Source organism: Pantoea sp. LS15 (assembly GCF_012241585.1).
Taxonomy (GTDB): Bacteria; Pseudomonadota; Gammaproteobacteria; order Enterobacterales; family Enterobacteriaceae; genus Enterobacter.
Genome location: NZ_JAAVXA010000011.1, coordinates 50841 through 63837 on the forward strand (window position 1 = coordinate 50841; position 12997 = coordinate 63837).

General features: G+C 57.6%; 14 protein-coding genes and 1 pseudogene. 1 reads left to right on the forward strand and 14 read right to left on the reverse strand.

The annotated features are described in order from the left end of the window. Position 1 precedes the first annotated feature (1 nt). From HED65_RS16040 to HED65_RS16100, 13 genes are all read right to left on the reverse strand, one after another. On the reverse strand, positions 2–580 hold the full coding sequence (locus tag HED65_RS16040; RefSeq protein WP_114979314.1) for a DUF3261 domain-containing protein: 579 nt from the start codon (positions 578–580) through the stop codon (positions 2–4). Then, positions 580–2901 carry an MMPL family transporter gene (locus HED65_RS16045; RefSeq protein ID WP_114979315.1) on the reverse strand — a complete coding sequence of 774 codons (2322 nt, stop codon included), beginning with the start codon at positions 2899–2901 and terminating at the stop codon, positions 580–582. Before HED65_RS16045 ends, HED65_RS16040 begins: the two co-directional genes overlap by 1 nt. Further along, the gene (locus tag HED65_RS16050) at positions 2870–3475 is read right to left on the reverse strand and encodes a LolA family protein (protein WP_114979316.1); all 606 of its coding nucleotides are present in this window, start codon (positions 3473–3475) and stop codon (positions 2870–2872) included. Before HED65_RS16050 ends, HED65_RS16045 begins: the two co-directional genes overlap by 32 nt. Then, positions 3472–3894 (reverse strand): acyl-CoA thioesterase, encoded by a 423-nt coding sequence (locus tag HED65_RS16055; protein ID WP_114979317.1) that lies wholly within the window; start codon positions 3892–3894, stop codon positions 3472–3474. The genes HED65_RS16050 and HED65_RS16055 overlap by 4 nt, the downstream gene beginning before the upstream one ends. Before the next feature lie 3 nt (positions 3895–3897). After that, positions 3898–5589, reverse strand: coding sequence for a glycosyltransferase family 2 protein (locus HED65_RS16060; RefSeq protein WP_114979318.1), 1692 nt, complete (start codon positions 5587–5589; stop codon positions 3898–3900). Then, positions 5580–5933 carry an ApeI family dehydratase gene (locus HED65_RS16065; protein ID WP_114979319.1) on the reverse strand — a complete coding sequence of 118 codons (354 nt, stop codon included), beginning with the start codon at positions 5931–5933 and terminating at the stop codon, positions 5580–5582. Before HED65_RS16065 ends, HED65_RS16060 begins: the two co-directional genes overlap by 10 nt. Next, the gene (locus tag HED65_RS16070; RefSeq protein ID WP_114979320.1) at positions 5920–7269 is read right to left on the reverse strand and encodes an AMP-binding protein; all 1350 of its coding nucleotides are present in this window, start codon (positions 7267–7269) and stop codon (positions 5920–5922) included. The genes HED65_RS16065 and HED65_RS16070 overlap by 14 nt, the downstream gene beginning before the upstream one ends. Beyond that, positions 7262–7861: a COG4648 family protein gene (locus HED65_RS16075; RefSeq protein ID WP_114979321.1), complete on the reverse strand. Its 600-nt coding sequence runs from the start codon at positions 7859–7861 to the stop codon at positions 7262–7264. Before HED65_RS16075 ends, HED65_RS16070 begins: the two co-directional genes overlap by 8 nt. Further along, positions 7833–8084, reverse strand: coding sequence for an acyl carrier protein (locus HED65_RS16080; protein ID WP_114979322.1), 252 nt, complete (start codon positions 8082–8084; stop codon positions 7833–7835). The genes HED65_RS16075 and HED65_RS16080 overlap by 29 nt, the downstream gene beginning before the upstream one ends. Before the next feature lie 12 nt (positions 8085–8096). Beyond that, on the reverse strand, positions 8097–8354 hold the full coding sequence (locus HED65_RS16085) for a phosphopantetheine-binding protein (protein ID WP_114979323.1): 258 nt from the start codon (positions 8352–8354) through the stop codon (positions 8097–8099). Then, positions 8335–9150: a lysophospholipid acyltransferase family protein gene (locus tag HED65_RS16090; protein WP_114979324.1), complete on the reverse strand. Its 816-nt coding sequence runs from the start codon at positions 9148–9150 to the stop codon at positions 8335–8337. Before HED65_RS16090 ends, HED65_RS16085 begins: the two co-directional genes overlap by 20 nt. Then, the gene (locus tag HED65_RS16095) at positions 9147–9869 is read right to left on the reverse strand and encodes a beta-ketoacyl synthase chain length factor (RefSeq protein ID WP_114979325.1); all 723 of its coding nucleotides are present in this window, start codon (positions 9867–9869) and stop codon (positions 9147–9149) included. Before HED65_RS16095 ends, HED65_RS16090 begins: the two co-directional genes overlap by 4 nt. A 149-nt stretch (positions 9870–10018) precedes the next feature. Beyond that, positions 10019–11068: an AI-2E family transporter gene (locus HED65_RS16100; RefSeq protein WP_114979326.1), complete on the reverse strand. Its 1050-nt coding sequence runs from the start codon at positions 11066–11068 to the stop codon at positions 10019–10021. Positions 11069–11177: 109 nt separating this feature from the next. On the opposite strand from HED65_RS16100, the pseudogene HED65_RS16105 reads away from it, so the two are divergent. Continuing rightward, positions 11178–12430: pseudogene (locus HED65_RS16105) on the forward strand (MFS transporter). Between the two features lie 4 nt (positions 12431–12434). Here the strand turns inward: HED65_RS16105 and HED65_RS16110 are convergent. Further along, a complete protein-coding gene (locus tag HED65_RS16110; protein ID WP_049005375.1) occupies positions 12435–12992 on the reverse strand; it encodes a DcrB family lipoprotein in 558 nt (185 codons plus the stop codon). Positions 12993–12997 lie beyond the last annotated feature (5 nt).

The following is a 12997-nucleotide window of genomic DNA, read 5'->3' on the forward strand; positions in this document are numbered from 1 at the left end:
CTCAGTCACCCAGATATTGAATGGTGATGTGGTATTTAAAGACGTGCTGCTCAATGCTGATCGGCTCACGCTTACCTTTGCGTTGCAGGTAGACAATCTCTGTCACCAGCTTGCCGTCGGGGTTACGCAGTTCGCGTCGGGTTCCAGTATCCTTTAGCGTCCAGCCTTTCGGCAACTGAGGCTGCCAGGTGCTGAGTGGCCAGTGGCTGAGCATCACATCCGCCAGTACCTGGCTGGCGGGCGGCAGCTGCGGCATCACGACTGACTGCTCTGTGTGGATCCCGGTGCCATCGTAGGTTGCGAGGAACAGGCGGATCCCTACTGAAGAGAGCCCGGCCAGCGTCACTTTTTGCCCGTCGGCGTCCAGCAGAACCAGCAGCGACTGGGTCTGGCCGTTAAACCGACCGGTCAGCAACTGCTGAGAACGGATGGCCGGCGTAATGCCCGGTGGTGGCAGCGTCACCTGAGTGCCAGGCTGAAGCCAGGCCTGCGGGCGATTCCCTTCAGTATCGGTTGAATGGCTGCAGCCTGCCAGTAGCAGCGTCGCTGCCAGCGCGGCGGCGCGGTAAAAAGCGTTCATTATCGTTTTCTCTCGTTCTTGACCGGCATCGCCAGCGGGGCCAGCAGGAAGGCGGTAAAAATACCGCTTACCAGTACGATACCAAAGCTACTGATGGCCTGCGTCGCGCTGAATACCAGCATGCCCAGCGTCAGCAGCGTGGTCATCATCGCCAGGGTGATGGCCAGCATCGACGTTAGCGGCGTACCGCGCGGGTTGCTGAAAAACAGCGTGTAGTTGATGCCAATGCCGAGTACCAGCACCAGCGCCAGCAGTGAAAACAGATTGACGGAGTGCCCGACGACGGCCAGCGCCGCCAGCCCGCAGCTGAGCGACAGCACCGATGGCACCAGACTGATAAGTCCCTGGCGCCAGCCAAGACGGATCATCGCGCCGCAGGCGATCACCGCCAGCGCCACGCACAGTAGCCCCGTCAGCAGCGTGCGGTAGAGGGCAAACAGGTTGTCAAAATTGGCCTTGCGATCGACCCAGACGACGCCTTCATGCTGTGCAGCCAGTTCACTCAGTGCCGCGCTGTTTTTGACGCCATCCACCGGGACGAGCACGCCGCTTTCGCCGCCTGGCAGGGTCAGCCAGAGCAGACGCCAGCCTTCACTGGCCGGGCTGGCAAGCCAGGTCTCCACGCTGACAGGCATCGCCGCCAGATTCGGTGATATGGTGTTAAGGCCCGCGTTGCGCAGCCCGTTCGTTACCGCAGGCGCAGCGTTGTGCAGGAGCGCAAGATCGCTTTTTTGACGCTTCATTGAGTTGAGTGGCAGGGTTCGCCAACTGGCAAGCTCACCCGCTTTTTGCGCCTGAGTCAGCGCCGGGGTAAAGGCCTCCAGCCGCTCCAGCGTTTGCTGGGCTGACGCGCCGTAAACCACAAACCACTTCTGATCGACGCGCTGGCCGGTCAGGGCGGTGATGGTTTTCTCCTGCGCCAGAAGCGTTTTCGGCAGAGCCTGCAACTGGGCGATATCGTCGTCCACCTTCAAAGTAGCAATCCCGACAGCGGAAAGGAGCGCTAGCGTGACAGGCAGGCCAACAGCGAGCGTTTTTTTACGTCGCCAGGCGGTCAGCCAGCGCGACATCATTCTCCTGGCCGGAACCGGGCGTACCGGCAACCCACGGCACAGCCAGGGGTGCCAGAATATCACTGTGAGACAGGAGGCGCTCAGTCCCACGGCGGCAAACAGCGCCATCTGGCGGATCCCGGGGAAGGGGGCCAGCATCATAATCAGGTATGCCACGACGGTTGTCAGAAGCGCCAGCAGCAGGGCATTACGCACTTTGTCCAGGCTTTGCCACGGTGAATTTTCGCCACCGTGCACCAGCCGTTCGGTCAGGTAGTAGAGGGTGTAATCTGCCGAAATACCGATGATGCTCATGCTCATCACCAGCGTCATCAGATGCAGTTCGCCAAACAGCAGCAGGGTGGCGACCGTGCCTGCCAGCGCCCCGATGGCAATGGAGATCGCACACAGCAGCAGCGGGCGCAGGGAGCGGAACGTCGCCACTATCAGCAGGAACACGCCCAGAAGGGTGGCGACACCCAGCGTGGAGATATCCCGTTTGGCCTGCTGGCTGGCGTAATCGCTGTAAAACACGGTACCGCGAGACAGCAGCTGTGCCTGCGGATAATGTGTTTTCAGCGTCGCCTGTAGTGCATTCAGGGTGGTGACCAGCCGGTGGGTTTGCTGCATATCAAACGAGGAACCCGCCAGCTCGCCATGCAGCAGATACCAGTAGTTTCCGGCTTCATCCCGCGTCACCAGCCAGCCGTCCATCAGACGCAGCTTCTGGCTGTTTTGCGCCAGCGCGAGCTGCGCGCCGCGCATCAGCATCAACGGATCGTTTTGCAGCTCTTTGCCGCTCACGCCGGAAAAGGCCGAGTAGAGCTGGGATAAAACCCACTGCGCCTGTGCTTCACCGCCGTTTTGCAGGCGGGCGCGGGTGGCGGGGTCAATCAGCCCGTTGCGATGCTGCCAGAAAAACTCACCCCAGGCTTTTTGTCCGGCGGCGTCCATTGGCCCTTTGACCTCGCTCAGCGCTCCGCTGCTTTGCAGCAGCGTCAGCCACTGCTGTGCAACGCGCGGATCGGGTTTTTTGCCGGAGCTGACCAGCCAGACAAGCTGACGGTCGAGCCGCTGCATAAACCCGTCGTTGAGCGCCGGAGGAACGGCTCCCAGCGTCTGTGTCGGCAACATGGCCAGCACGCTGCTGTTCAGGCGCGCGCCGGGCAGCAGCGACACCAGCAGACCCAGCAGGATCAGGCATACCGTGGCCCACAGCAGTGCCGGGCGCAGCGATTTACGGTGCGGCAAAGCGTTGGCGTTCGTCATCGGTCAGGCTGGCGGGTGTCAATCGGTGATTAGAGAGGGTGATATCCGTGCGGTCGCCCTGTTTGTCGTTGAGACGAATAGACTCCAGATACGTCGCACCGCCCAAATCGAGGGTAGAGAAAATGGTGTCCAGCGGTGTTGTTGTGGGGGTCAACACCAGAGACCAGCGCCCTTCCCCCAGGTCTTTAAAATTAATGCGGAAATTTTCTTCCAGCACCTTACGATCGGCCTGGAATAACGCCCGCAGCAGGTGGTTGAACTGGAACATCTGCGGGTTATTGTCGGCAGTAATGGTCTGTGGCGGTTGGCCGTTGATCGTCTGCACCATCCGTTTGTCATCCAGCAGCAGCGTCATTGGAAACGGGGCTTTTTGATCCCACAACAGGCCGTTGTCACGGGCGATCACCATTTCGCCCTGCGAACGCAGCGGCTGCGGCATATCTTTGATCATGCGAACCTGTTCGAAGTGCGCGCGCACCACAGGTTGTTCTGTGAAACGCTGCTGCAGCTCATCCAGCGTTACGGCACTGACCAGCGGGCTGAAGATCAACGCCAGTAAAGGCAACCATTTCATGGCGTTACTCCCATACGTTCAAACAATATCGCCGGGCTGACAAAGCACATTTCGCGGGTGGCCTCGTCGACTGCTACCTGGATGGTGTAACCGGTGGTGGTGCGTTTACCGGTCTGCGCGTCGAAGATTTGATAGGCAATGCGCAGGCGGTTTTCATACTCTTCAATGTGCGCCCGTACCCGGATGCGTTGCTCAAACGTCACCGCATCGCGATATTTCACCCGCGTATCGACCACCGGCCAGACATAGCCGGAGGCCTTCATCTGGCGATAGCCATAATCAAACTGATTGAGCAGCGCCTCGCGGGCGATCTCAAAGTAGCGGAAATAGTTGCCGTGCCAGACCACGCCCATCATATCGACGTCGTGGAACGGGATGGTCATCTCGACTTCCGTCGTAAAGCGGGGATCGGTCAGCACCCTTTACTCCTTCTCGGTGATCTCGGGCAGTTGCCAGAAATCGAAAAAATTAAACCAGTCGAGCGGCGACAGTAAGGCGTAATGCTCCAGCCGTTGGGCGTAGCGATCGACAGTGTGTTGCAGCGCCTGCTGGCGCTCACCGCGCGGTAACAGCAGCGGGTCAGCAAACGGTTCGCAGTGCAGGGTCAGCTTTCCCTGCTGGCTGAGGGCAAAAATCAGCACCACCGAACAACGCAAAATGGAGGCCAGGATAAACGGCCCCTGCGGAAACGGTGCGGGCTGGCCCATAAAATCGCTCCAGATCACACGCCAGCTGCCGCCGCGCTGCGGCGTGACGGCGATACGATCGCCCACGATGGCCACCCATTCACCGCGATCCAGTTTTTCTTTGATCAGAATAGCGGTCTCCGGGCCGATGTCGGTGACGGGCATCAGGTGAATACCCGCCTGCGGAGCCATCTCTTCCATGATCTGCTTAAAGCGTTGGGCGTTATCGCTAAAGACCAGGGCGTTGATGGTTTTCCCCCCTTCACGCTGCGCCAGCGCGCGGCAGGCTTCCACATCGCCAAGATGCGAGGCCAGCAGCAATTTACCCTGAGGGTCATCCAGCCCCAGCGCCTCGCTGGCACCCGGCGCAAACACCAGATCGCGATGAAGGTGCATCTCGCCGCGCCAACTGGCCACTTTGTTCAGCATGGCATAACCAAAACGCAGGAAGTGAAAAAAGCTATGCAGCCGGGGGGGCTGAGGGAGCTGTCGCTGTACCAGGACCTGCTTAACCCGCCTCAGCCATTGCCGCGACGCCTGACGCGCCGAACGGGCGGTAAGCCAGTAAACGGCCGTGACCGGCCACAGCAGGAGGGTGAAGGCCTTGCGCCCAAGTAACTGCCAGACGCGTAACATCAGGCGCATTCCCCATAGCCCTTTGACTTCCTGCTGTTGCGCCCAGTGCTGCGGCCTACGGCGCATCAGTAGGGAAGGGATGCGCGGTAACATTCCCAGGAACAGGCGGGTATGCATCAGCGAGATGCGCACGTTGTCTTTTAGCGCATCGAAGTGAGATACACCATCTGGCGGATAGGTGACGCGGGTGGGCAGAAAATAGCTGGGCGTGCCCTGCCAGTAGAGGCGGACCATTACTTCGGTATCAAAGTCCATTCGCTTGCCGAGCGGGGTACGCGCGGCAAGCTGCATCACCGGCGCAACCGGGTAGACCCGAAAGCCGCACATGCTGTCTTTCAGTTGCAGGGACAGGGTTTCAATCCAGACCCAGACGTGGGTTACCCAGCGTCCGTAGAGACGCGCGCGTGGAATTGAGTCATCGTAAACAGGTTGACCGGAAATCAGTGCATCAGGATGACGTTGCGCCAGCGCCAGAAAGCGGGGGATATCTTCAATGGCGTGCTGACCGTCGGCGTCCACCTGGATCGCATGGGTAAAGCCGCGCTCTGCGCAGGCTTTCAGTCCCGCCATCACCGCAGCGCCTTTGCCGCTGTTTTTTGCCAGGCGTAGTAACGTGACCTGAGGATGCTGCTCCGCTAAGTACGCAAGCGTGCGACGCGTGTGCTCTTCACTGCCGTCGTCCACCACCAGGCACGGGAGGTTAAACGGTGCCAGTCGTGCGAGCACCGTTGCCATCATCGCACCGTGGTTGTAGCAGGGGATCAACACGCAGGGACGGAAGGTTACTGACATAGGCGAATCTTCCCGCTGCTGGCGGTATGGCGTTCACTGCCCGCATGGCGCTGGTAGCTGAAGCTGAGCATCTCACGGGCAGGGTGCCAGTCAAGGACCAGCGTCACTGTGTTGTCTGGCAACAGTGGAGCCGCAAACTTCACATTCTGAATGCTGTGAAAACGGTAGCCTGGAGCCATCAGGGTGATGGCGTAATGCATTACCCAGTCGAGTTGTGCCACGCCAGGGAGCAGCGGCTGGACGGCAAAATGTCCCTTAAACCAGAGCAGGTCAGGATCCAGATAGAGCGTTATCTCCAGATGCTCCGGATGCGTCTGGTGGCGTTCGATTTCATGGATCTTCATGAAATAACTCCTGTAGCTGCGCAGTCACACGCTTGTTCATGCTGTTGACCGGGATTTCATCAACGATCCGCCAGTAGCGGGGCACGGCAACCGGCTCAAGGCAGGGACGAAGGGCGCGACGCCAGGCTGATTCCTGGGCATTTTTACCCACGTTATTTCTGTGCAAACGCGCCGCGTCATTGAGCACCAGCAGCACGCCAATACTCTGGCGTCCCCCGTGCATCACTACCAACGCGGCGGCGTCGCAGATGCCGTCCAGCGCCAGCAAGCGCTGTTCAATCTCATCGAGCGAAATGCGTTTATCTTCAATTTTGACCACCCGACCACGGCGTCCGACGATGTTGAACTGCCCGTCAGCCGCGAAATGCAGGATATCATCCAGCACTATTCCCTCCGCCTCGTGGATCAGTGGCGACGTCACACGATCGCCGTGGAACGTCACACCGGGGAACGGCTGCCAGAGTGTCGTCTCATCCTGACGGTGACGCCAGGCCATAACGCCCGTTTCGGTGCTGCCGTAGATTTCATCAGGCCAGATATTCAGCCAGCCCTGAAACGCAGTGATATCTCGCCAGGGCAGTACGCCACCTGCGGAGAAAAGCAGGGCAACGGGAGGAGGCGTCAGGGCCGTATCCAGCCGCTTGAGGAATGCCGGGCTGCTGATGAAAAGATAGCGTTTGTCGTGGGGCAGGGCTGAGAGTTGCTCGGCATAGTTGAGCAGGCTGGCATGCGCCGGCAGACCGAGCGCCATGGGTAAGACGACACGAAACGTCAGGCCATACAGATGATGCAACACCACGGAGGCCACTACGCGACAGCCTGTCAATCGTTCGCCAAACCGGTCAGCAAGTAAACGGGCTTCACGATCCAGACTGATTATCGGCTTAATGACTCGCTGCGGCGCACCAGTAGAGCCAGAAGTGTAAAGCTCGATCACGCGCGTATCGTCAATGGCAGGCAAGGGGGAAAAGTCGTTGTTAGTCGGCGCTGTGGAAGTGACCAACTGCTGCCGCCCCGAAAAATCGAGCGTTGTGTCGCTCAGGATGCCACTGAACAGGGACCGCTGTTCGTTAAGCTGTGCCGCCCGGCTGTGCCCGGGAAGCACGGGGGTTTTACCTGCATGCAGCGCCGCCAGCAGGGCGACGATAAAAAGATAGCCGTTATCAAAACAGAGCGCCCAGCGCTCACCCTCTTCCTGACGCAGTATGTCGACCAGTTGCGTGACATCGTGGCGCAGCTCGCCGAGCGTCCAGATACGATCGTCAAGCCAGGCGATCGGCGTATCATCAGGACGCGGGGCATTTAGCCACTGGCTAAGAGGAAGCGGTTTATACATCGTGTTTAATTACCCGTTGTCGCACCAGCCATTCACACGCCATCAACGTGCCCATCAGGATGTAGGCAATTATCCCGTTCCACAGCGTCCACAGGCGCATGTCGGCGTACAGCACGGTAAACAGCGCGACAGCCCCGTTGCCAATAAAAAAGCCGCACCAGACTTTAGTCACCTGGCGCGTGTAACGAACTCCGGCAGGAGACAAGTTGGGTTCCCGTATCCGCGCCAGCCGTTCTACCATCGGCATGGTTGTCCACAGTGAACTCCCAAATACCACCAGCATCACCAGATTGACGACCACCGGATAAAACAGCACCCACTGGTGAGCGTGCAAAAGCGCGCTCGCCACGCACAGCACCACCCCGGCCAGTGCCACACTCAGGATCACGTAGCGCAAAGGACCGCGATGCTGGCGCACCTGCCAGACACGCAGCAGCAGCACCAGAACTATCAGGGGCAATATCCACTGCAGATTGTGGCTTGCAAGGCCGTAGCCAATCAAAAATGGCCATGCCAGCAGCATCAGACCCGTCAGTATCGGGATGAATGGAATGGCAGGCACGTCAGGCGTCGCGCTGGAGTTGTTCCACAACGTCGACGATGTCCTGAACGGTACGCACCGCTTTGAAGGTTTCAGGTTTAATTTTATGACCCGTCTTCTTCTGCAGGTTAACTACCATATCCACAGCATCAATGCTGTCGAGATCCAGGTCTTCGTAAAGCCGGGCTTGCGGTGTAATGATCTCAGGGTCGAGTTCAAAAAGTTTAATAAGAAGCGCAGAGACTTCCTGATAAATCGTTTCTTGTTCTGTCATAGCGGGTCATTCTCAGGCGCGTTGTTGATGGATAAAAGCAGCGAGCGTGGCAACGGAATAGAAGTGCTGACGCATCTCGTCGCTTTCGGCAGAAAGCACTACGCCGTACTGATTTTTCACAGCCAGCCCCAGTTCCAGGGCATCAATAGAGTCCAGACCCAGTCCGTCGCCAAACAGCGGAGCGTCGGTATCAATATCCTCTGGGGTAAGATCTTCCAGATTCAGCGTAGAGATAATGAGATTCTTAATTTCAAGATAGAGCGCTTGCATCTTTCATTCCTGACAAAGATTGAAGACCGGATGTTAATTGCTGCTGCATATACCGGTTTAACTGCCTTGCCGCCAGCGCAGGTTCGTGCTGGCTTGCATCGTAAAAATCATGAATGTTGATGCGTTCGCGAACATCCACGGTAAAAATTGGTTTATCAGGCGGCACATTGTACCAGCGGCTGTGTTTATCCAGCATGCGTTCGCTACAGTGGATCACCACCACGCGCAGGGAGCTGTTGCAACGAACGGCAATATTCGCCGCGCCCCGTTGCAGGGAAATGGCTTCGCCAACGCGGGTGCGGGTGCCTTCCGGAAAGATCAGCAGGGTGTCGCCCTGGGCCAGACGCTGCTGGCTGGCACGAAGCAGCGTTTCTGCTTCGCTGTTGATCAGGTAGTCAGCTGCGCGGATCACGCCGCTGACGAACGGGTTACGCAGCAAGGTGCTTTTTACCAGACAGTCGGTTTCGTTCATCACCGAAGCAAGGATCACATAGTCCAGTAGCGAAGGATGGTTCGCTATCACCAGGCAGCCGCGCTCGGCGCGCAAAACATCCAGGTTGTTGAAGCGGTAATCCAGCACGCCGGTACCGCGAACGACCGCGAGGAACAGCCTAAAACTGGCTGAAATACTGCGTCGCGCCAGTCGACGGCGTTTCATGCGATCGCGCTGAAAAATCAGCAGCAGGTTAAACCAGACCAGCGACAGCAGCAGCCCGCCAAGGCCAAACAGCGCAAAGCAGAAGCCGGTCATCAGCATGCGCCATAACCGATCGATGCGGGACAGAAGACGGCTCATTGGCGTGTCCACTGCCACTGCAAACGCTCGCCCGTAAGGGCAAATCGCTGTGTGTCGCTCAGGTAATGTCGCAGGAACTGAAGGCTTTGCGGCAACGCCGGCTCTTCCCCGGCACGTCCACTTTGTGTTTCACAGCAGAGTGCGTCACCGGCTTCAATCACCAGCGCCAGGGCGTAAGGCCAGACAGGCATCTGCGGGGGGAGCCCGGCTTGATAAAACTCAGGCAGGACGCCGTCAAAATCTACCAGCAAAACGCGGGAGTAGCCCGCGTGGAGCAGACTCAAAACTTCGCACAAACTTTGCTGGAAAGTGTCCATACCGGCGGAGACCGAGGATGAAACAATAGGCTGACCAGCGGTTATCGTGAGGTTGCCAACCGCGGCGTTGTGGACGGACATCGCAAAATCGGTGGGGGAGACGGGTTGCTCCGTCGCCAGCGCTTGCAGAATACGATAATTGCGTTCCAGTTCGCCATGGCGACTGCTGTAGACCACGGCATCAATACGGTGTTTACGCAGCATCGCAAGACCGAGATCGACGGCCAGCTTACTGCCCGAATTGAGACGGCGGGCGGTCATCATCGGCAGGTCGGTCAGTTTCGCAAGCGGCGCGGTGGGATCGATGGCGTCTGACTGGCGTGACCATGCCTGCCATGCGCTGGCATCGCTGAGTCCTGGCGCTCTTGCCTGCCAGTCGATAAGAGAGAGTGTAAATTTCATCTACGCGCGTCCGCGATAAACCTGTTTCTGTGATGTTTCTTCGCAAGCGCTATGTTGCAGCATACATCGTACAGTGTTGTTGTAGGCTTGCGAATAACGTTTCTCCTAAAAATTTCCCGTAGAGCACTATACAGTCCCGCTCCGGATGCTTAATCCGGGAGCCGACTCTTGGGTCGCCCTGGTCCAAGCAGAATCGCCAGTTTGCTGCCGCCTTTGGTGGTCTCCATCCAGATCTTACACACACTGGTTAGCGGGACTGACAACAACATGCCGACCGGGCCCAGAAGCCATCCCCAAATCAGTAAAGATAAGAATACCACCAGCGTCGACATGCCCAGCCGGTGCCCCATCATGCGCGGTTCGAGAATATTCCCCAGCACCATATGCACGACGAGGAAAAGTGCCCCGACCAACATGCATTCGTAGAAACCATTAAACAGGAATGCCTGAATCATCGGTGGTACGGCGGAGAGTACCGCGCCGATATTGGGCACATAGTTGAGCAAAAACGCCAGTACGCCCCACATCAACGCGAACTGGACGCCCATCAACATCAGTCCCAGCCAGACAATCACACCCGTCCAGACGCTCAAAAGCGTTTTCAGCGCCAGATATTTGGAGACGCCCTTTAATGCGCGATGTAAACCGGCGATGTGAATTTGCGGGTTATTGAGTGCAAAACGCAGCTTATAGGGCACGTGGCGCACTTCGAACAACATAAACACCACTGTCATCACCAGCAGCAGAATACTGGCCATTGCCCCGGAAAGGCCGGTCATCAGTGTGGTGGCGTAGGTCATGATTTTTTCTGAATCCATCCTGCGTAGCATCCGCTCTGGCGAGATATGCAGGTTAAGAAAGGGCACTATTTCCTGTAGTGCGACTAGCTTACGCGTCAGCGCTTTGTTGTACTGTGGCAGCATCGTGGAGAATTCGCTAAGTGATGCTGCCAGCACACCAAAAAGCGCTGTCAGGGCAATTAGCATGACGATAACCACAATGGTGATGGCCACCGGGCGGCTGACGCCCCGACGTAAAAACCAGGTCACCAGCGGGTTAAGCACAATGGCGAAAAAGAGCGCCAGCAGGAGCTGAACAATAATGTCAGCGGCAGCATGGATACCCGCAAGGATAACCACCAGGCAGGCGAGTTTTAATAAGATGTGGAGCCCTGCTTTGTCGGACGGGTTGGCGATCATGCGTGTTCCTTAATATGCTGACCTATAAAGTGTAGTGTCCGGGCTTCGCTTCGTCTGGCTCCGTTAATCTGAAAGTCGGTGCTGATTTTCTTATTGTGTCGTGGTAATAGTGAAACACTGTTGTAAAAATCCAGGTAGAACCTCATGCCCGAACCTGCCGCTGAACCGGCGCTGAGCGGACTGCGCCTCAATCTGCGCATCGTTACCGTTGTTATTTTCAATTTTGCCAGTTATCTGACCATTGGCCTGCCGCTGGCGGTTTTGCCTGGCTATGTCCATGACGTGATGGGCTTTAGTGCGTTCTGGGCGGGATTGGTGATTAGCCTCCAGTATTTCGCCACACTTCTGAGTCGCCCACATGCCGGGCGCTACGCAGATCTGTTCGGGCCAAAAAGCATCGTTATTGTGGGACTATGCGGCTGTTTCCTGAGTGGTCTGAGCTATTTGCTGGCCGCCACAACCAGCCACTGGCCCCTGGTTAGCCTGGTGCTGCTTTGTCTTGGGCGCGTGATCCTGGGTATCGGTCAAAGTCTGGCGGGAACCGGTTCGACGCTGTGGGGCGTGGGTGTCGTGGGTGCGCCGCACATTGGCCGGGTGATTTCGTGGAATGGCATTGTCACCTACGGCGCAATGGCTCTGGGGGCGCCGCTTGGTGTGGCTTGTTATGCGTTTGGCGGCCTGTATGGACTGGCGATTACCATTATGGCGGTCGCTGCTCTGGCGATTATCTTTGCGTTGCCACGTCCGAAAGTGAAGGCCAGCAAAGGCAAACCGCTACCGTTTCGCGCAGTGCTGGGGCGCGTCTGGCCGTATGGTATGGCCCTGGCACTGGCAACTACGGGGTTCGGCGTGATCGCGACCTTCATTACCTTGTTCTATGATGCCAAAGGGTGGGACGGTGCAGCGTTTGCGTTAACCCTGTTTAGCTGCGCGTTTGTTGGTGCGCGTTTACTTTTCCCGAACGGTATCAACCGTCTGGGTGGACTGAACGTGGCGATGATCTGCTTTGCAGTAGAGATAGTTGGGCTGCTGTTGACCGGAATTGCTATGGCACCCTGGATGGCGAAAACAGGCGTATTTCTCTCCGGCGCGGGTTTTTCACTGGTCTTCCCGGCACTGGGTGTGGTGGCGGTAAAAGCCGTGCCGCAGCAGAACCAGGGGGCGGCGCTGGCAACCTACACGGTATTTATGGATATGTCTTTGGGCATTACCGGCCCGCTGGCGGGGCTGGTGATGACCTGGGCAGGGGTACCTGTTATTTATCTTGCTGCGGCGGGTCTGGTGGTTATCGCATTGATGCTGACATGGCAGCTAAAAAAATGGCCCCCGGTGCAGGCACCGGAGGCCACGTCATCTTCGTGAAGGATTACTGGATCACGAGGGTGTTAATGATGTTTTCAGCCGCAGTCTGCGCTTTCTGTTGATCGTCCGCTGGCAGGGTGATCTGCATGGTCAGCAGTTTATTATCAACCTTACCCAGCACCACTGAAGAGTATGCGGTCTGGCCTTTTGCGGAGATGATGCTGTCCAGCTGTTGCAGTGTGTGGCCTTTCAGTTCGATGGATTTATTGGTGACCACCTGCAGCTGCGGATCGCGGCTGCGCTGCTGATCTTCCAGACGTTTTGACAGCACGCCAAGATCTTCGCTGGTGTCGTCACCCACAATCACAATGACGGCTTTCTGCCCGGTTGCGTCGGAATAAACGTGCATATTGTTCGCCTGAGTGCCCAGCTTACCGCTCTGGTCAGTCATATCGGCTGGCAGAGAGAAACTGAGTTTACCATCCAGCAGATTCACCGGCTGACCGGTCGCATTACTCTCTGCAGATGCACCCTGAGCAGGCGTTTTCGTGTCGCTGTTATCACAGGCTGCAAGACCCACAACCAGCAGGCCAATCCCGACATATTTAACCAGATTGCGCATTGACT